18 protein-coding genes are annotated in these 18,190 nt (G+C 60.0%); 14 read left to right on the top strand and 4 right to left on the bottom strand.

What is annotated here, in order from left to right:
- Positions 1-129: 129 nt before the first annotated feature.
- A complete protein-coding gene (locus F560_RS0110275) occupies positions 130-744 on the bottom strand; it encodes a superoxide dismutase (protein WP_019005647.1) in 615 nt (204 codons plus the stop codon).
- Positions 745-1,252: 508 nt separating this feature from the next.
- On the opposite strand from F560_RS0110275, the gene F560_RS0110270 reads away from it, so the two are divergent.
- The 8 genes from F560_RS0110270 (at position 1,253) to folE (ending at position 7,373) form a co-directional block, all read left to right on the top strand.
- Positions 1,253-1,672: a GNAT family N-acetyltransferase gene (locus tag F560_RS0110270; protein WP_019005646.1), complete on the top strand. Its 420-nt coding sequence runs from the start codon at positions 1,253-1,255 to the stop codon at positions 1,670-1,672.
- A 161-nt stretch (positions 1,673-1,833) separates the two neighbouring features.
- Positions 1,834-2,424: a DUF402 domain-containing protein gene (locus tag F560_RS0110265; RefSeq protein ID WP_019005645.1), complete on the top strand. Its 591-nt coding sequence runs from the start codon at positions 1,834-1,836 to the stop codon at positions 2,422-2,424.
- Complete coding sequence (gene lepB / locus F560_RS0110260; protein ID WP_019005644.1) at positions 2,421-3,017, top strand: signal peptidase I; 597 nt, start codon at positions 2,421-2,423, stop codon at positions 3,015-3,017. Before F560_RS0110265 ends, lepB begins: the two co-directional genes overlap by 4 nt.
- A gap of 299 nt (positions 3,018-3,316) precedes the next feature.
- Positions 3,317-4,606, top strand: coding sequence for a tRNA epoxyqueuosine(34) reductase QueG (gene queG / locus F560_RS22975; RefSeq protein WP_156828952.1), 1,290 nt, complete (start codon positions 3,317-3,319; stop codon positions 4,604-4,606).
- Positions 4,588-5,154, top strand: a complete 567-nt coding sequence (locus tag F560_RS26435; protein ID WP_019005642.1) for a methylated-DNA--[protein]-cysteine S-methyltransferase — start codon at positions 4,588-4,590, stop codon at positions 5,152-5,154. Before queG ends, F560_RS26435 begins: the two co-directional genes overlap by 19 nt.
- A gap of 126 nt (positions 5,155-5,280) precedes the next feature.
- Entirely contained in the window at positions 5,281-6,309 is a 1,029-nt protein-coding gene (locus F560_RS0110245) for an HD-GYP domain-containing protein (RefSeq protein ID WP_019005641.1), read from the top strand.
- A 172-nt stretch (positions 6,310-6,481) separates the two neighbouring features.
- Complete coding sequence (locus F560_RS0110240; RefSeq protein ID WP_019005640.1) at positions 6,482-6,709, top strand: YneF family protein; 228 nt, start codon at positions 6,482-6,484, stop codon at positions 6,707-6,709.
- 70 nt (positions 6,710-6,779) lie between these two features.
- Positions 6,780-7,373 carry a GTP cyclohydrolase I FolE gene (gene folE / locus F560_RS0110235; RefSeq protein WP_019005639.1) on the top strand — a complete coding sequence of 198 codons (594 nt, stop codon included), beginning with the start codon at positions 6,780-6,782 and terminating at the stop codon, positions 7,371-7,373.
- A 99-nt stretch (positions 7,374-7,472) separates the two neighbouring features.
- On the opposite strand, the gene F560_RS0110225 is transcribed toward folE, so the two are convergent.
- Positions 7,473-8,315, bottom strand: a complete 843-nt coding sequence (locus tag F560_RS0110225; RefSeq protein WP_019005637.1) for a GNAT family N-acetyltransferase — start codon at positions 8,313-8,315, stop codon at positions 7,473-7,475.
- Positions 8,316-8,394: 79 nt separating this feature from the next.
- Complete coding sequence (locus F560_RS0110220; protein ID WP_019005636.1) at positions 8,395-9,123, bottom strand: Crp/Fnr family transcriptional regulator; 729 nt, start codon at positions 9,121-9,123, stop codon at positions 8,395-8,397.
- Positions 9,124-9,329: 206 nt separating this feature from the next.
- Here F560_RS0110220 and mobA point away from each other — a divergent pair, with 206 nt between their 5' ends.
- The 6 genes from mobA to F560_RS0110190 all read left to right on the top strand — a co-directional run bounded on the left by mobA (position 9,330) and on the right by F560_RS0110190 (position 17,115).
- Positions 9,330-9,992 (top strand): molybdenum cofactor guanylyltransferase, encoded by a 663-nt coding sequence (gene mobA, locus F560_RS24585; protein ID WP_019005635.1) that lies wholly within the window; start codon positions 9,330-9,332, stop codon positions 9,990-9,992.
- A gap of 38 nt (positions 9,993-10,030) precedes the next feature.
- Positions 10,031-12,643, top strand: coding sequence for a bifunctional acetaldehyde-CoA/alcohol dehydrogenase (gene adhE, locus F560_RS0110210; RefSeq protein ID WP_019005634.1), 2,613 nt, complete (start codon positions 10,031-10,033; stop codon positions 12,641-12,643).
- Between the two features lie 33 nt (positions 12,644-12,676).
- The gene (gene pflB, locus F560_RS0110205; RefSeq protein WP_019005633.1) at positions 12,677-14,950 is read left to right on the top strand and encodes a formate C-acetyltransferase; all 2,274 of its coding nucleotides are present in this window, start codon (positions 12,677-12,679) and stop codon (positions 14,948-14,950) included.
- 57 nt (positions 14,951-15,007) lie between these two features.
- Positions 15,008-15,136: a hypothetical protein gene (locus F560_RS26430; RefSeq protein ID WP_019005632.1), complete on the top strand. Its 129-nt coding sequence runs from the start codon at positions 15,008-15,010 to the stop codon at positions 15,134-15,136.
- A 24-nt stretch (positions 15,137-15,160) separates the two neighbouring features.
- Positions 15,161-15,898 (top strand): pyruvate formate-lyase-activating protein, encoded by a 738-nt coding sequence (gene pflA / locus F560_RS0110195; RefSeq protein ID WP_019005631.1) that lies wholly within the window; start codon positions 15,161-15,163, stop codon positions 15,896-15,898.
- A 140-nt stretch (positions 15,899-16,038) separates the two neighbouring features.
- The gene (locus F560_RS0110190) at positions 16,039-17,115 is read left to right on the top strand and encodes a Gfo/Idh/MocA family protein (RefSeq protein WP_019005630.1); all 1,077 of its coding nucleotides are present in this window, start codon (positions 16,039-16,041) and stop codon (positions 17,113-17,115) included.
- A 798-nt stretch (positions 17,116-17,913) separates the two neighbouring features.
- Here F560_RS0110190 and F560_RS0110185 read toward each other — a convergent pair.
- A partial coding sequence (locus F560_RS0110185; RefSeq protein WP_019005629.1) for an integrase core domain-containing protein occupies positions 17,914-18,190 on the bottom strand: 277 nt, incomplete at its 5' end.

Raw genomic sequence — 18,190 nt, 5'->3', positions numbered from 1 at the left:
TGCTGGACGGACTACATGGCGATTGAGCATCGCGGGCGGGTGCAATGTAGGGTACTGGACGGACTACATGGCGGCTATGCGTCGCAGCAAAAACGCCAGCGAATGCTGGCGTTTTTGCTAAGCGGAAACTTATTTTTTCGCGGCGTCGTACAGAGCGCCGACTTTTTCCCAGTTGACTACGTTCCAGAAAGCGGCGATGTAGTCCGGGCGTTTGTTTTGGTATTTCAGGTAGTAAGCGTGCTCCCAAACGTCCAGGCCGAGCAGCGGCGTGTCGCCTTCCATGAGCGGGCTGTCTTGGTTCGGCAGGCTGTATACTTTCAGCTTGCCGTCTTTGCCCAGCGCAAGCCAAGCCCAGCCGGAACCGAAGCGGGTCGCAGCGGCGTTGGAGAACGTTTCTTTGAACTTTTCGAAGCCGCCCAGTTCGCTGTCGATGGCTGCAGCCAGCGCGCCGGTCGGAGCGCCGCCGCCGTTGGGGCCGATCGTTTCCCAGAACAGGGAGTGGTTCGCATGGCCGCCGCCGTTGTTGCGAACGGCGGTGCGGATGCTTTCCGGAACGGCGTTCAGGTCGGAGATCAGCTCTTCAACGCTTTTGTTTGCAAGTTCGGGCGCGGATTCGAGCGCCTTGTTCAGGTTCGTTACGTAGGTGTTGTGGTGGCGATCGTGGTGGATCTCCATCGTCGTCGCGTCGATGTACGGTTCCAGAGCGTCCTTCGCATACGGAAGCGGGGGAAGTACATGTGCCATGATGAAAACCTCCTTGAATTCGGAATATGTAACCTGCCTCTTATTATCCCTGATTTACGTAATTAAATCAACAAGTATGTTTAGAAAGTCGGATTCACGGGCTTCCTTCCGGGTTTCCTGGTTTCCGTCCGTTTCCCATCGTCCGTCCCCGGCTTAACATGCCCCGTTTTCCCTTTTTTCATTCCTTTTTCTGCCGTCAGAGCCGATGAATCCTTGATACGAGATTTATGTGCGAACAATGATCCGGATCACAGGGGGGTGCCCGGCGGCGACGGCCTAATGGGTTGAAAATCTCTCAAAACGCGCGTTAAAGGCAGATTTTAGAGAAACAGTTACAAAAAGCGTTTTAATTTAAGCGTTTTCAAGGGAAATTTGACGAAAATCAAAAAAAAATTTATGTTTTCTTTACAAAGGGGGGAGAAATTTTCGGAAATTTGTCGTAAAATTAAGCTTACGTTAATACGCCGCTAATGAATCACCATCCTATCTCAAGCCGGGGAGTTTTAACATGAGAATTCGTGCTTTCCAACTGTCGGATTACCGGTCTGTTTCCGAGCTTCTGGAAGTTTCCTTGTCGGAAGAGTGTTGCCAGGAAACGTTAAAGGCGTTCGCCCGCCAATTGTCCTGGGACAGCGAGTTGATTCTTGTTGCGGAAGATGAAGGTTCTCTTGTGGGCGTAATGATCGGAACGATTGACAGGCAGAACGGTTACGTGTACCGGATTGCGGTCCATCCGGACCATCGCCGCCGCGGGGTCGGGCGGTCGCTGATGACGGCGATGAACCAGAGATTCCGCCAGCGCAACGTGCTGAAAGTTCTGGTCGCGTTGGACAAGCATAACGAGCATCTGCTGCCCTTTTACGAGCGGCTCGTCGATGCTCCGGACAGGGTGAAGCTGAGCAAGCCGCTGTCGATCGTGGCGGGATAAAACCGGACAATGGCCAAACGGGCGCACGGACGCGCCGGGTTCTCAATAAGGAAAGCATATCTTACGTGCCGTAGAGGCGCCGCTGAAAGGCGGTTGCTTTTGGCCATAAGATATGCTTTTCTTATAGTAAATTGAATCGGTTTCCGGGCAGGTGGCGCGACATGGAGCGCAGCGGGGAGAGGTCCTCTTTATTTTACGAAAGGTGCATCATCAAAAGCTTTAAAAACAACGGCTCGCTGCACCGGATCTGGCTGGAAAACTGGCAGGTGCCGGACCGTTTGCTTCACCCCGGCCATGCGGAACAATCGATGTGGGTTTTCGTCAACGACCGGACGACGATACGGGAAGCGGACGGCAAGGAGTGGGTAAGCCGCGTTCCTGCGGTTTCTTTTTTTATACCCGATCAATGGTTTAACGTCGTGGCTCTGCTGGAGGATAAAGGCATTCGTTATTACTGCAACGTCTCTTCCCCGCCGTGCCGGTACGACGACGTGCTGACGTACATCGATTACGATCTGGACGTGGTGCTGTTTCCGGACGGCGGCTGGGAAGAACTCGATCGGGACGAATACGACCGCCACAAAAAGGAATACCGCTACAGCCCGATCGTACGCATGCGGGCGGAGGAAGGGCTTAAGCAGCTTCAGAAGCGCATCTCCGAGCAGGCGGCGCCGTTCGAAGACGCGGAAGTCCTCCGGTATTACGCCGAATGGAAAAGCCAAAATTCCGATAAAGGAGATCGCCTCCCATGAACGAGCACCGTTCCGCTCTCGATTCCGTCCCGCCGGGCAAGGCCCGCGCATCCCGACCCGCCAGACCGGCTTGGGTCAAGGAGGCGCTGGATTGGGCAAAGGCGCTGGCCATCGCGCTGATCATCGTGTTCTTGCTGCGGGCATTCGTGTTTCAATTGTCGACCGTCAAGAGCATCTCGATGCAGCCGACGCTCTACGAAAAGGAATGGCTGTTCATCAACAAGATTTCCTATGAATTCGGGCACCCGGAGCGGGGGGACGTGGTGATCCTGCGGGATCCGAGCGAAGGTCCCGACCGCAAGCCGCTGCTCGTTAAGCGCATTATCGGCATGCCCGGCGATACGCTGGAAATTCGCGGCGGCCAGCTGTACATTAACGGCGAACTGAAGGTGGAACCTTATACCGATTCGGCCATCGAAGACGGCGATTTCGGACCGGTGACGGTGAGCGAAGGCCATTATTTCGTCATGGGAGACAATCGCCGCTTCGGCGCGAGCAAGGACAGCCGGACGTTTAAAGAAGTGCCGGAAAGCCTGATCATCGGGAAGGCGGAAGCGATTCTGTGGCCGATTACGCGCTGGGCTAGGCTTTAAGACGCAAGCCGACAGCCCCGGCGGGCGGGAAATCGCACAAATTTCTACATTTGTTGAAGGTCTGCCGCATAAGCGCCGATCTTCAACCGAATTCTTCGGCATGCGACCAACGGTTTCGCGCATACGCGCATGAGCGAATCGCCTGGCAGAATAACAGCGGGTTTGCAAAAAACGGATACGAAGACGATGGGAGGTGGAACGGCATGAACAGTATGAGCAGCATGAACAACACGAACATGAACAACACGAACATGAACAACACGAACATGAACAACACGAACATGAACAACACGAACAGCATGGACAACCTGAACGGCGTGGAGTCTTCTCCGCCGCGCGGCGCGGGGTTCTGGCAGCGCTTGAAGCAGGAGATGATCGAGGCGGCTCCGGGGCTTGGCATCGACAAAATCGGGGTCGCGTCGGCCGATCCGTTCACGGAGCTGAAGGAACGGCTCATCCGCCACCGGGAGCTGGGGAGGGAATCGGGATTCGAGGAGCCGGATCTGGACAAGCGGACGAATCCCGCTTTGCTGTTCGACAACCCCCGTTCCATCATCGCGATTGCCGTCGCGTATCCGTCCAAGCTGCATGCTCCGCCGGCGTCCGAACCGGGGCTGCGGCGCGGCATTCTGTCGCGGTCGGCCTGGGGAGAGGACTATCACCGCGTGCTGAACCGCAGGCTGGAACGGCTGGCCGATTGGCTGGCGGAACGGGTTCCCGAAGCGCGCACCCTGTCGATGGTGGATACGGGCGCGCTGTCGGACCGCGCGGTGGCGGAGCGGGCCGGCATCGGCTGGAGCGGCAAAAACACGATGATCCTGACCCGCGAATGGGGTTCGTGGGTTTATCTCGGCGAGATGATCACCAACCTGCCGCTGCCGCCGGACAAGCCGGTCGAGGACAGTTGCGGAGAATGCACCCGCTGCATCGATGCCTGTCCGACCGGCGCGTTGGTCGGGCCGGGCGAGCTGGACGCTCAAAAGTGCATATCGTTTCTGACCCAGACGAAAGGAACCCTCTCCGAGGAGGTCATGCTCAAGATCGGCAACCGGTTGTACGGCTGCGATACGTGCCAGATCGTTTGTCCCGTCAACCGGGGAAAAGATGCCCGCCAGCACGCGGAGCTCATTCCCGACGCGGAAGTGGCGAAGCCGCTGCTTCGGCCGCTGCTGAAGATGGGAAACCGCGAATTCAAGGAAAAATTCGGATCGAGCGCCGCCTCCTGGCGCGGCCGCAAGCCGATCCAGCGCAACGCGCTGATCGGACTGGGCAACTTCCGCGACCGGGAGTCCGTACCGGACATCGCGGCCGTTCTGCGCGAGGACCCGCGCTACGAACTGCGCGCGACGGCGGCGTGGGCGCTGGGCCGGATCGGCGGAAGCGAGGCGGAAGCCGCGCTGCGCGAGGCGATTGAGACGGATGCCGACGAGCGGGTGAAAGAGGCGGCCCGCCGGGCGCTGGAGCAGGCGTCCGGCGCCGGCCGCGCAATCCGGGGGCGGCCCGGAAAGCGCAAGACGCCGGAGGCGCCGGAAGCCGAAAAGACGGCGGCAGATCAAAAGGAGGCGATCGGATGCGAACGAGAGCGCTGAACAGTCTTCGGGAAGCCAAGGCCGAATTAAAGTGGACGGAGCTTGACACGCCGGTTGGAACGCTGCTGTTATGCCGGACGGAGGACGGCATCTGCCGGCTGGAATTCGGCGGCCTGGACGAACGCGAAACCGCGGTAGCGGCATGGGCGCGGCAATGGTGGCGGGATTTCGCCTTAGTTCGCGCCGACGGCGACCCGGTTCTCGCGGAAGCCGTTCGCCAGCTGTCCGATTATTTCCGGGGAAATGCGACGGCATTCAAGCTGCCGCTCGATTTGCGCGGCACCGTCTTTCAGCGGAACGTATGGAAGGCCCTTCTCGACGTGCCTTACGGCAGCACCGCTTCCTACCGCGACATCGCCGCTTCCATCGGGCAGCCAAAGGCGGTAAGGGCGGTTGGCGGGGCCAATAACCGGAATCCGGTGCCGATCATCGTGCCGTGTCATCGGATCATCGGTTCCAACGGAGCTCTGGTGGGCTACGGGGGAGGGCTTCCGGTCAAAGAGCAGCTGCTTCGGCTGGAGGGCGCTGCGGCCGCCCCCGGCCGATAATGGATTTTCCGTCTGCGGGAGCGCGGCGAGCTTCAAATTTCGGGCTCATTTGCCGACATTATTAAGGCTAAGGGTTTTGAGGCGTTTACCCGCTGTTCAGCATGCTCAGACAGGGAGAGAAAACGAATGAAACTGGTCGATATCGAAGCGGTTGAGCCGGGACAGACGCTCGGCAGGACGATTTTTTCGGCGAACGGGACGGTGCTCCTCTCGGCAGGGGTGCAGTTAACGGTATTTATGATTAGCACGCTTAAACGCTTGGGCGTCACCATGGTATACATAAGCGATCCGATGTTTCAGGACGTGACGATCGAGGAAGTGCTGTCCGAAACGACCAAGCATGCCGTCATCAAGCAGATGTCGGAGGCGTTCGATGCGCTGCGCTCGGGAAAACCGTTTAACGCCAAGGCGATCAGCATGTCGGTCAATCAGCTGCTGGAGGACGTGATGCGGAATCAAAACGTGCTGGTGCAGCTGTCGGACATTCGCACCGCCGACAATGCGATGTATATTCACGCCATGAACGTCTGCATGATGTCCACGCTTGTCGGCCTGAATATGGGACTGAACATGATTCAGCTCAAGGAACTGGCCATCGGGGCGCTGCTGCACGACATCGGCAAGCTGGACGCTCCGGAAAGGGAGAAAGAGGAGGGCCGTTTCCATCACGCGTGGCGCGGGTTCGAAATGCTGAAAATGAAGCGGGAGTACAGCCTGCTCTCGGCCCACGTCGCGTTCCAGCATCACGAATGGGTGAACGGCACGGGCCAGCCGCGCGGACTGACCGGCGACGAAATCCATCTCTACTCCAAAATCGTGGCTGTCGCCAATACATACGACAATCTGCTGTACGATCTGTCCGAAGGCAAACGGATTCTTCCGCATGAAGCGATCGAACGGTTAAACGCGCTTTCCGAAACGCAGCTCGACCGGTCGGTGCTGATCGAGTTTTTGCGGATCGTCTCGGTTTACCCCAACGGCATTTCGGTACGGCTGTCCAACCGGCAGACGGGCGTCGTCGTAGGCCAGCACCGGGGGCTGCCGGGCAGGCCGATCGTGCGCGTCATCGACAAATCCGGGGACGAGGCGATCGGGGCGACGGAGATCGACTTGTCGCAGCACCCGACGATTTTTATCGAAGCTGTACTGCTCTGACGGCGGGACGGGTCGGATTTGCCCTGCCGCCCGGGGTCGTGCTATCATAGGAAAATGGTCCCGAGGGCGTGGTGTCGCGATCCGCATAGGATAAAGAACGGCTAAACTTGATTTTTGTCTGCGCCGCAATGGACCGGCTTCATGTTGATCCTAAATGTCGGAGGGAACGAGTTTGAACGTCTGGAACATCATTATCCCGATTCTCACGCTGCTTGTCGGCGTTGTGCTCGGATTTGTTTTCGGGGTTTTTTATTTGAGAAATCAAATGACCCGCATTCAGAACGACCCGGAAATGCTCCAAAAGATGGCCAAGCAGATGGGTTACAATATGAACAAACAGCAGCTGCAGCGAGCGCAGCAAATGCTTCAAAAACAAAAATCCGGACCCCGCCGCAAATAAGGCGGGTATCCGTTCGCCGCGGGATCGGGCGCCGCTTGGCCGGAACTTGCGGCATAAGGAGGAGAATCCGTTGGCCGGTGTGAAGGATTATTCGAATTCCAGCGTGGCGCGCAACCGCGAACAGATCGAGTATCATGTGCGGGAAATTCTGAAGCTGATCGGCGAGGATGTCAAGCGGGAGGGACTGCTTGAAACCCCTGCGCGCGTAACGCGGATGTATGAGGAAATATTTGCGGGTTACGAAGTGGACCCTCGCGATGTGCTCGGGGTGACGTTTGACGAGCAGCACGAAGAGCTGGTCATTGTCAAGGACATCGTTTATTACAGCCAATGCGAGCATCATATGGCGCCGTTTTTCGGCAAGGCGCATATCGGCTATATTCCGAGCGGAAAAATCGCGGGCCTGAGCAAGCTCGCCCGGCTCGTCGAGGCGGTGACGCGGAGGCTGCAGGTGCAGGAGCGGATCACGTCGCAAATCGCGGACATTCTCGAGGAGAAGCTTGAGCCTCACGGCGTCATGGTCGTCGTCGAGGGGGAGCACTTGTGCATGTGCTCGCGCGGCGTCAAGAAGCCGGGCAGCAAAACGGTGACCTCGGCCGTGCGCGGCCAGTTCCGCAACAGCTCGACGCTGCGGTCGGAATTTTTGTCGCTGATCAAGGAATGAGGCGGATCGGCCTGATTCAGAAGGCGATTTTAGGGGAAAAAACGGTCGTTGCGGCCTTGTCGGCCGCTTCGGCCGTTTTTTTCTGCCTTGCCGTCACCGTCAGCCGCACCCTCTTCGGCGGTACCAATACGCGTATACCTTCTTGAAGCCCAGCTTGTCGTACAGCCGGATGGCGGACGCGTTCGAATCGGCGACTTGAAGGTAGCCGGTGTGCGCGCCGTTGCCCGCTCCCCAATGCAGGATATGAAGCAGCAACTGCTTCCCGAATCCCCGGTTCCGGCAGTCCGGCCGGGTGACGATTTCATAAAGCCCCACATAGCCGTCCTCGATCACGCCCATGCCGCAGGCTACCGGCTCCGACTTGTGCAACAGCGTAAAGAATGCTTTGGCGTCGGGCCCCGCATTCATAATTCGTTCCGCGGCGGACGCCTGTTCGTCCGAATAGCGCAGCCAATCGGCGACAAGCGACAGCCAGCGGCCCGACAAGCGGCGTTCGATCTCGATGCCGTCCGATGCCGGCCGCGCCAGACCGCTGAGCGGAACGGTCCTTACGCTGGAAGGTTCGATCCGGTCGTAGCCGTACGCATGCAGGAGCCGATCCAGATTGGCCGGTGCGGCAAAGGGCGTAATTTTGAACAGAGCCGTCAGCCCCGCGTTCCGGTAGATCTCCTCGCAGTACCCGATTTTCTCCCGTATATCCCCATCCGCGCCTGCTCCGGACCATAGCGGCTGAACGGAGTTGGCGCGTTTCGTAAAGCCGTCGGACAAACGGATCAGCCAGCCGTCATGGACAAATTCGCGCAGTCCCGGCCAGGCGTTCACCGTGAGCTGTTCGATGCGTTCGCCCGCCGCCGTCCGCCCGCAGGCGTCGTTCAAAGCCTCCGGAGCCAAAGGCGTACATCCGTTCTGCCGTTCTGCAAGACGGCTGCCGTGCTCGATCACGGGCGTTCACTTCCTGTCGCTTCAGTATAAATATACAATTACAATTATAAATATACGGAAGCGATTTTCAACCCCATAGCTACATTCGGCAAATTTCTTTCGGGCAATTTTCGCATTGGCAAACGTCGCGCAAGTAATCGAGATTTCGGACGACCAGGTGTCCGTCCTTGACGAGAACGACATGCTCCTTGCGAAACTTGGACAGCATGCGGTTGACGCATTCCCGCGTCGCTCCGATCATGTCCGCCAGCTCGGCATGGCTGATTTTCAAGGAAATCAGCGTTCCGTCGGCATCCGGCACTCCGTTGGAATTGCACAGGCGAATCAAAAGCGAGCAGAGCGCTCCGGCTTTGCCGTACATCATCAGGTCGCGGAACTTCGTCTGCGTCAAACGGTGCATCAGCCCCATCCATTTCACGAACTCGATCGCAAAATCGCCGTGTTGCCACAGCAGCACTTCCAGATCGGACCAGCGGATGACGCCGATTTCCCCCGGTTCGAGCACCTCCGCGTTAAACGCGTGAACCGGGCGGCCCGACGGATCGGGCTGACCGTACAAATCCCCGCTTTGAAGCAGGTAAAGGGTGATATGGCGGCCGTTTTCCGCCGTTTTCGTAATGCGTACCCGACCGCTGCGGACGAAGATGAGATTGTCGGCCGGATCGCCTTCCCAGAACAGGATTGCGCCTTTTTCGGCCGGTTTGCGGTACATGATGCTTTGCAGCCTGGCAAAGCTGACGGGCGAAAAACAATGGGCCGTTCCTTTCAAGCCTTCGTTGCCGATCGGGATTCGGGCTGTCGCGGTCATGTGAGGCACGCTCCTTCCGGTTCGGATACTTTCATTGTAGTGGAACGCATCCGACGCCGTTATGAGGGGATTGACTGAATCTTGCCGGGGAATTCCCTGATTTTTGCGAAAAATGATTTCCGTCACTGCCTGCCCGCTCCGCTTCGGGGTGTAATGAAGGTGGGAACAAAAGCGGTGCACAGCCCAGCAGAGAGGAGCGCAGAACGATGGCGTCATGGGGATTCGAACCGGACGTCTGTCCGGCGGGCTCCGTCTTTCCTTCCGTAAGCGGAATCATCCTCGCCGGCGGCAAAGGCCGCTTTATGTTCGGCGAAGTCAAGGCGCTGTGGCCGATCGGCGGAGAAACGATGCTCGAGCGGCAAATCCGCCTGATGCGGCCGTGGTGCCGCGAAATCGTGGTGGCGACCGATACGCCGCGCCTCTTTTTGCCGATCGTTCCTCGGGACGTGCGCATCGTCACCGACTATGCGCCGGGCAGAGGACCGATCGGCGGCATGGCGGCCGGCCTGTCGCTGGCGCAGTCCCGGTACGCCTGGATCGTGGACAGCGGCATGCCGGACCCGTCCGCCGCCGCGGCCCGCGTGCTGCTCGCCCGTTGCGCGGCGGGCGGCTGGGACGCCGCCTGGCCCTCGGACGCGGGCGGTCCGTATCCGTTGCACGGCGTGTACGACTGCGCCTGCGCCGGCAAAATCGTCCGGATGGCGGAACAGGGGACGGCCGGTTTGTCCGATTTGCCGAATCGCCTGGCCTGGGCCGAAGTGACGGAAACCGAATTCGCGCAGATGGGGATCGGCTTCCGGTTTACAAGATCGGCGCGATCGCCCTGTGATCTGCTTCATAGCGGCCATGCGGCCGGAGAGCTAATCTAAGGGCGAACGATTATTCGCGCCGAGGAGGGAGTGGATCGATGGCAGCCAGAGAGAGCACGAAACGCGAGGCGCCGGCCGCACCGCCCGCCGACGAGGTGAACGCGCTTGTCGCCAGAGCCCTGCAGGCGCTGGAGGCCTATATGCGGCTGGATCAGGAGCAGGTCGATTCCGTCGTGCAGGCGATGGCGCTTGCGGGGCTGGACCGGCACATGCCGCTGGCGAAGCTGGCGGCGGAAGAGACGGGGCGCGGCGTATACGAGGACAAAATCATCAAAAACCTGTTTGCCTCGGAATACGTTTATCACAGCATCAAGCACGTCAAAACGGTCGGCGTCATCGAAGACAACCCGTACGAAAGCTATCAGAAAGTCGCGGAACCGGTCGGGGTGATCGCCGGCGTGACGCCGGTGACGAATCCGACCTCGACGACGATATTCAAATCGCTGATCGCCGCCAAGACGCGCAACCCGATTATCTTCGCCTTTCATCCCTCCGCCCAGCGCTCGAGCGCGGAGGCGGCGCGGACGATGCGCGACGCGGCCGTGAAGGCGGGGGCTCCGGAGCACTGCATCCAATGGATCGAATCCCCGTCGGTCGAGGCGACGCAGGCGCTCATGAACCACCCGGGCGTTGCGCTCGTGCTGGCGACCGGAGGCGCCTCGATGGTCAGGGCCGCCTACAGCACCGGCAAACCCGCGCTCGGCGTCGGTCCCGGCAACGTGCCCTGCCTGATCGAGAAGTCGGCCGATTTGAAGCAGGCGGTGACCGACCTCATTTTGTCCAAGACGTTCGACAACGGCATGATCTGCGCGTCCGAGCAGGCGGTCATCGTGGAGGAGGCCGTATGCGATCCGGTTCGCCGGCTGATGAAGGAATACGGCTGCCGCTTTCTGAACAAGGAAGAGACGGAGGCGCTGTCGCGGCTCGCGATCCGCCCGGAAACATGCGCCGTCAACCCGGCGATCGTCGGCCAGCCCGCGGAGAAAATCGCGGAGATGGCGGGGATCGACGTGCCTGCCGGAACCAAAATTCTGGTGGCCGAGCTCGACGGAGTCGGGGACGCGTGGCCGCTCTCGGCCGAAAAGCTGAGCCCGATCCTGGCCTTTTACACCGTGCCGGACGTCCGTCAAGGCATCGAGCGCGCGGCCGAAATCGTCGCTTACGGCGGGATGGGGCATACCTCGGTCATCCATTCGCGGAACGAAGAAGCGGTCGAGGCGTTCGCGCGGCGGCTGCAGACCGGACGCGTCCTCGTCAACGCGCCGGCCACGCACGGAGCCATCGGCGACATTTACAATACGAACCTGCCGTCCCTTACGCTCGGCTGCGGTTCGTACGGGCGCAATTCGACGACGGCCAACGTGTCGGCGGTCAACCTGATCAACGTAAAGAGGGTGGCGAGGCGGACGGTGAACATGCAGTGGTTCAAAGTGCCTCCGAAAATTTATTTCGAGCGGGGCGCGACGCGGTACTTGGAGAAAATGCCGGACATCTCCCGCGTGCTCATTGTCACCGATGCGACGATGCTGAAGCTGGGATACGCGGAAAGGGTCGAGTATTATTTGCGGAAACGCAAAACGCCCGTCAACATCGAAGTGTTTGCCGACGTCGAGCCCGATCCGTCCACCGGCACGGTAGAAAAGGGAACGGCGCTGATGCGCGCGTTTCAGCCGGACTGCATCATCGCGCTCGGCGGGGGCTCGCCGATGGATGCCGCGAAGGCGATGTGGCTTTTTTACGAATACCCCGATACCGAATTCGACGCGCTCAAGCAGAAATTCCTCGACATCCGCAAGCGCGTCTACAAGTATCCCCGGCTCGGCCGCAAAGCGAAGTTCGTCGCGATCCCGACGACGTCGGGCACCGGCTCGGAAGTGACGTCGTTCGCCGTCATTACCGACAGGGCGAAGGGCCATACGAAATACCCGCTGGCCGATTACGAGCTGACGCCGGACGTCGCGATTGTCGACCCGGAATTCGTATACACCCTGCCGAAAACCGCGGTCGCGGACACGGGAATGGACGTGCTGACGCATGCGATCGAAGCGTACGTATCGGTTATGGCGAACGACTTTACGGACGGTCTGGCGCTGCAGGCGATCCGGCTCGTGTTCGGCAATCTCGAAAAGTCGTTCCACACTTCGGATGCAATTGCTCGTGAAAAAATTCGCAATGCCTCGACGATCGCCGGAATGGCGTTCGCCAACGCTTTTCTCGGCATCAACCACAGCTTGGCTCACAAGTGGGGAGGCGAGTACCATACGGCCCACGGACGAACGAACGCGATCCTGCTGCCGCACGTGATCAAGTACAACGCCCAAAAGCCGACCAAGTTCGCTTCGTTTCCGAAATACGGCCGATTTGTCGCCGACGAGCGCTATGCGGATATCGCCAGGATGCTCGGGCTTCCGGCCAAGACGACGGAAGAGGGCGTGAACAGCCTCGTCGCGGCGGTCAGGAGGCTGAACCGGTCGCTCGGCATTCCGGAGAAGTTCGCCGATCTCGGCATTTCGCCGGAAGACTTCGAAGCGAAGGTGGACGAACTGGCGGAACGGGCGTTCGAGGACCAGTGCACGACCGCCAATCCGCGGATGCCGCTCGTGGCGGAGCTCGCCGAGCTTTACCGGAACGCGTATTACGGCAGGTTTTGACCCGAATCTACTTTTTTCAGGAGGTGCTTTCTTATGGCGATGCTTGAGGAAGAAGTGCGGGGCGCGGCGCGGTCCGGCCGCGATCCCTGGAGAGGATTCAAGGCGGGCGAATGGCAGGAGAAAATCGATACGGCCGGGTTCATCACCTTGAACGTCACTCCGTACACGGGCGACGAGCGGTTTCTCGCTCCGCCGACGGAGGCGACGCTGTCGCTTTGGGCGCAGGTGCTCGAACTGATGCGGCAGGAACGGGAAAACGGCGGGGTTCTGGATGTCGACGTGAACACCGTGTCCACGATCACGTCCCATGCGCCGGGCTACATCGACAAGGACAAGGAGAAGATCGTCGGCCTGCAAACCGATGCGCCGCTGCGGCGGGCGGTCCAGCCGTTCGGCGGGATCCGGATGGTGGTCGACGCCTGCAAAGCCTACGGCTACAAGCTGCCGGACGAGATGATCCGGCTGTTTACCGACATCCGCAAAACGCACAATCAGGGCGTGTTCGACGCCTACACGACGGAAATGCGGACGGCCCGCAAAGCCGGCATCATCACCGGCCTGCCGGACGCCTACGGGCGCGGGCGAATCATCGGCGACTACCGGCGGGTGGCGCTTTACGGCGTCGACCGGCTGATTGCAGCCAAGCGGAACGATTTGCGCGAGCTGGAGGTCTGCGCGATGTCGGAGGACGTCATCCGGCAGCGCGAGGAGCTGTCCGAGCAGATTCGCAGCCTGCAGGAGCTGAAGGCGATGGCGGCGTCGTACGGCTTCGACATCTCGGCTCCGGCGGCCGACGCCCGCGAAGCGTTCCAGTGGCTGTACTTTGCCTACCTGGCCGCCATCAAGGAGCAGAACGGGGCGGCGATGAGCCTCGGCCGCGTCTCGACCTTCCTCGATATTTACATCGAGCGGGATTTGGCCGAAGGCACGTTGACGGAAGCGGAGGCGCAGGAGCTGGTCGACCATTTCGTCATGAAGCTGCGGCTGGTCAAATTCCTTCGCACGCCCGAGTACAACGAGCTGTTCAGCGGCGATCCGACCTGGGTGACGGAATCGATCGGCGGCATGGCGCTGGACGGGAGGCCGCTCGTCACCCGCAACTCGTTCCGGTTTTTGCACACCCTGTACAATCTGGGACCGGCCCCCGAGCCGAACCTGACCGTGCTCTGGTCCGAGCGGCTTCCTGCGGCGTTCAAAAATTACTGCGCCAAGGTGTCGATCGACACCAGCTCGATCCAGTACGAGAACGACGAGCTGATGCGGCCGCTGTTCGGCGACGATTACGGCATCGCCTGCTGCGTCTCGGCGATGCGGATCGGCAAGCAGATGCAGTTTTTCGGGGCGCGGGCGAACCTCGCGAAGGCGCTGCTGTACGCGATCAACGGCGGCGTCGACGAAAAGCTCGGCATCCAGGTCGGGCCGAAGCTGGCGCCGCTTACGGGCGAGACGCTCGACTACGAGGAAGTGGCCGCCAATTACAACGAGGTGCTGGAATGGCTGGCCGGGCTTTACATGAACACGCTCAACGTCATCCATTACATGCACGACAAATACTGCTACGAGCGGCTGGAAATGGCGCTGCACGACCGGGAGATCGTCCGCACGATGGCATGCGGCATCGCCGGCCTGTCGGTCGCAGCCGACTCCTTAAGCGCGATCAAGTACGCCAAGGTGCGGCCGGTGCGCGACGAACGGGGAATCGCGGTTGATTTCGTCATCGAAGGGGACTATCCGCAGTATGGCAACAACGACGAGCGGGTCGACAGAATCGCGGTGGAACTGGTCGAATCGTTCATGAACAAGCTGCGCAAGCACCATGCGTACCGCAACGCGATTCCGACGCTGTCGGTGCTGACGATCACGTCGAATGTCGTATACGGCAAAAAGACGGGCAGCACGCCGGACGGCCGCAAAGCCGGCGAGCCGTTCGCGCCCGGGGCCAACCCGATGCACGGCCGCGACCGCAAGGGCGCGCTCGCTTCTCTCGGCTCCGTCGCCAAAATCCCGTACGCGAGCTGCCAGGACGGCATCTCGAACACGTTCTCGATCGTGCCGAAGGCGCTTGGCCGGGAGGAGGAAACGCGGCGCGCCAATCTCGTCTCGCTGCTGGACGGCTATACGGCAAGCGGCGGGCACCATCTGAACGTCAACGTGTTCAACCGCGAGCAGCTGCTCGACGCCATGGAGCATCCGGAGAAATACCCGCAGCTGACGATCCGCGTGTCGGGCTATGCGGTGAACTTCATCAAGCTGACGAGGGAGCAGCAGTTGGATGTGGTGAACCGGACGTTCCACGGCAGCATGTGAGCGTGCGGGCGGAGTGCGAGCCATGCGAGTGGCACGCAAGCATATGGGAGGATCAGCATGCGTGCGGCATGCGAGCAGTATGAGGGCGGTACGCATCTGAGCGGAAGTCCGGGCGCGTTCCGGCCTCGGCCGCGGAGAGCGGATCGGGGAGGAGCGCGCGCCGGCGATGCCGCGAAGCAGATGTGAGGCGACCACAAGGAGGCGAATGTCTTGCATACGATAGGCCGGATTCATTCCGTTGAAACGTTCGGCACGGTAGACGGACCGGGCATTCGCTTCGTGCTTTTTATGCAGGGGTGCGCGCTGCAATGCGCCTACTGCCACAATCCCGACACGTGGCGCACCGACAAGGGCAGAGAGGCCACGGTCGACGACATCTTGGCCGAGATCGAGCCTTACGTCCCGTATTACCGCCGTTCGGGCGGCGGCATTACGGTAACGGGAGGGGAACCGACGCTGCAGGCTCCCTTCGTCGCCCGGCTGCTCGCCGCGTGCAAGCGGCGCTGGGGGCTGCATACGGCGGTCGATTCCTCGGGCTTTTGCGACCCGGTTCATGTCGAAGAGCTGATGGAAGCGACCGATCTCGTGCTGCTCGACCTGAAGCTGCTTGACCGCCGGCGCCATATCGCGCTGACCGGCCAGCCGAACGACCGTACGCTGGCCTTCGCCAGGTGGCTGTCGGAGCGCGGCAAGCCCGTTTGGATCCGCCATGTGCTTATCCCCGGCGTTACGGACGGCGCGGCCGATTTGACGGCCTTCGGCGCGTTCGTCGGATCGCTGGACAACGTCGCCAAATTCGAACTGTTGCCGTATCACCGGATGGGCGTATACAAATGGGAACGGCTCGGCAAACCGTACCCGCTTGCGGGCGTGCCGACGCCGGAGGAGAAGGATATGCGGCGCGCCTGGACCCTGGTGGAAGAGGGGATGAATTCCCGCAGATGTTGACGTTGCCGGTACGCCGCCTCCCCGGATGACCATCGCGAATAAAAAAACGGCCAAATTGGACATCGTTTTCATAGCTGTTTCTGGCGTATGATGACGGTAATGCAGAACATTCACTTTTTTCGATGGAGGTCGTCTGGCACATGGGTTCTTCGGATAAAATCCGCATCGGACTGATCGGAGCGGGAAATATCGGCAACGTGCATTTGCAGGAATTCGGCAAGCTCGGCGAAGAATGCGAAATCGTCGCGATCACCGACGCTTATCTGCCGCTGGCGGAGCAAAGAGCGCAGCAATACGGGATCCGGACGGTAGCGCCGTCTCCGGAAGCGCTCATCGAACGGAGCGACGTGGACGCGGTCATTGTGGCCGTGCCGAATCAAAGCCACGCTCCGCTGACGATTCAGGCGCTGCAAAGCGGCAAGCACGTCCTGGTCGAAAAGCCGATGGGCCTGAATTCGGAGGCGGCCAAGGATATTGTCCGCGCGCAAAAGAAATACGGCAAGACCGTCATGGTCGCGCACCAAATGCGCTGGGAGTGGCTGCCGCTGCAAGTCAAGTCGCAAATCGAACAAGGCGAGCTCGGCAACATCTATACCGCCAAAACGGGTTGGTACCGGCGCAAAGGCATTCCCGGCTGGGGCACCTGGTTTACGCGCAAGGAACTGTCCGGAGGCGGCCCTTTGATCGATATCGGCGTGCACATGCTGGATCTGGCCTTTTTCCTGATGGGCGAGCCGAAGCCGATATCCGTTTACGGTGCCACGTACGCCGAGTTCGGTCCGCGGAAAAAAGGGATCGGCACTTGGGGGAAACCGGATTGGAACGGCGTCTACGACGTGGAAGATTTGGCGACGGCCATGATCAAAATGGAAAACGGGGCCACGCTGACGCTGGAAGTCAGCTGGGCCGTGCACATGAACACCGACAGCAGCCCGTTCGTGCATATTATGGGCTCGGAGGGCGGCGCATACCTGCGGGGCAATGAAGGCATGTTCCTGACGGAAAAATTCGACCGCACGGTCGACGTGCCGCTCAAAGCGCCGGAAGACGACGAGGGCGGGCGCATTCGGCTCAGCCGCCATTTCCTCGAATGCATCCGGGAAGGCAAAACGCCGTGGACATCGGCCGAAACGGGCCTGCGCTCCAACCTGATCATCGACGCGATTTACGAATCTTCCCGTACCGGCAGGGAAGTCAAGCTCGACTGGAGCCTGTAATCCCGCTGAGGCTGTCCCAAAAGTAAGCCTGCTCACCATGGCCCCCTCTGGCTTAAGCCAGAGGGGGCTTTGCATTACGCATCCGCGGTCATGGAGCGCTCGATCCGCTCGCACGTTCGTTCGGGAACATCCGCTAAGCGGCAAAGAAGGGTACTGGGCGGACTACATGACGGGTGAGCGTCGGGCTAGGCGGCAAAGAAGAGTACTGAGCGGACTACATGGCGGGTGAGCAGCGGGGTTTGCGGCAAAGAAGAGTACTGAGCGGACTACATGACGGGTGAGCGTCGGGCTAGGCGGCAAAGAAGAGTACTGAGCGGACTACATGGCGGGTGAGCAGCGGGGTTTGCGGCAAAGAAGAGTACTGAGCGGACTACATGACGGGTGAGCGTCGGGCTAGGCGGCAAAGAAGAGTACTGAGCGGACTACATGGCGGGTGAACAGCGGGGTTGGCGTCAAAGAAGGGTACTGGACGGACTACATGGCGAATGAGCAGCGGGGTTGGCGTCAAAGAAGGGTACTGGGCGGACTACATGGCGGGTGAACAGCGGGGTTTGCGTCAAAGAAGGGTACTGGGCGGACTACATGGCGGGTGAACAGCGGGGTTTGCGGCAAAGAAGGGTACTGGGCGGACTACATGGCGGGTAAGCGTCGGGGTTGGCAGCCAAGAAGGGTACTAGACGGACTACATGGCGAATGAGCAGCGGGTCGTTAGTCTCCGGCCATGACAACAAAAGCCCCCGACGGCAAGCGGAGAACCGTTTGGTCAAGCCCCCATTTAGTGGACATTGTAAAAACACCCTAAGCTGCAAGCTGGCGTCGGTATTCAACCGGCGTCAGCTTGTTTAGCTTCCGTTGTGCTCGTTCCTCATTATAAAAGCGGATAAATTCCTCAATACGCCTTTGCGCCTCTTCCAAGCTTCGTATATCATAAGGATAGAGTGCTTCAGCCTTGAGATGGGAAAAGAAGCTCTCCATAGAGGCATTGTCGTAACAATTGCCTCGGCGTGACATGCTGATTCTGGCGCCAACCTTAGGCAGCATGTCGTGGTAAGCATGGGACGTGTACTGGGAACCT

Origin of the sequence: Cohnella laeviribosi DSM 21336 (assembly GCF_000378425.1) — a bacterium.
Lineage (GTDB): Bacteria > Bacillota > Bacilli > Paenibacillales > Paenibacillaceae > Cohnella > Cohnella laeviribosi.
The sequence above is the reverse complement of the archived record's forward strand: the minus strand, read 5'-3'. Positions and strand labels throughout refer to the sequence as shown.

Coding starts and splice junctions, on each gene's coding strand:
- F560_RS26435 (WP_019005642.1), top strand. CDS start 4,588: ATGCGAACGAGAGCGCTGAACAGTCTTCGGGAAGCCAAGGCCGAATTA.
- pflB (WP_019005633.1), top strand. CDS start 12,677: ATGGCGATGCTTGAGGAAGAAGTGCGGGGCGCGGCGCGGTCCGGCCGC.
- queG (WP_156828952.1), top strand. CDS start 3,317: ATGGACAACCTGAACGGCGTGGAGTCTTCTCCGCCGCGCGGCGCGGGG.
- F560_RS0110220 (WP_019005636.1), bottom strand. CDS start 9,123: ATGACCGCGACAGCCCGAATCCCGATCGGCAACGAAGGCTTGAAAGGA.
- F560_RS0110275 (WP_019005647.1), bottom strand. CDS start 744: ATGGCACATGTACTTCCCCCGCTTCCGTATGCGAAGGACGCTCTGGAA.
- F560_RS0110265 (WP_019005645.1), top strand. CDS start 1,834: ATGGAGCGCAGCGGGGAGAGGTCCTCTTTATTTTACGAAAGGTGCATC.
- F560_RS0110245 (WP_019005641.1), top strand. CDS start 5,281: ATGAAACTGGTCGATATCGAAGCGGTTGAGCCGGGACAGACGCTCGGC.
- F560_RS26430 (WP_019005632.1), top strand. CDS start 15,008: ATGCGTGCGGCATGCGAGCAGTATGAGGGCGGTACGCATCTGAGCGGA.
- adhE (WP_019005634.1), top strand. CDS start 10,031: ATGGCAGCCAGAGAGAGCACGAAACGCGAGGCGCCGGCCGCACCGCCC.
- lepB (WP_019005644.1), top strand. CDS start 2,421: ATGAACGAGCACCGTTCCGCTCTCGATTCCGTCCCGCCGGGCAAGGCC.
- F560_RS0110270 (WP_019005646.1), top strand. CDS start 1,253: ATGAGAATTCGTGCTTTCCAACTGTCGGATTACCGGTCTGTTTCCGAG.
- F560_RS0110190 (WP_019005630.1), top strand. CDS start 16,039: ATGGGTTCTTCGGATAAAATCCGCATCGGACTGATCGGAGCGGGAAAT.
- mobA (WP_019005635.1), top strand. CDS start 9,330: ATGGCGTCATGGGGATTCGAACCGGACGTCTGTCCGGCGGGCTCCGTC.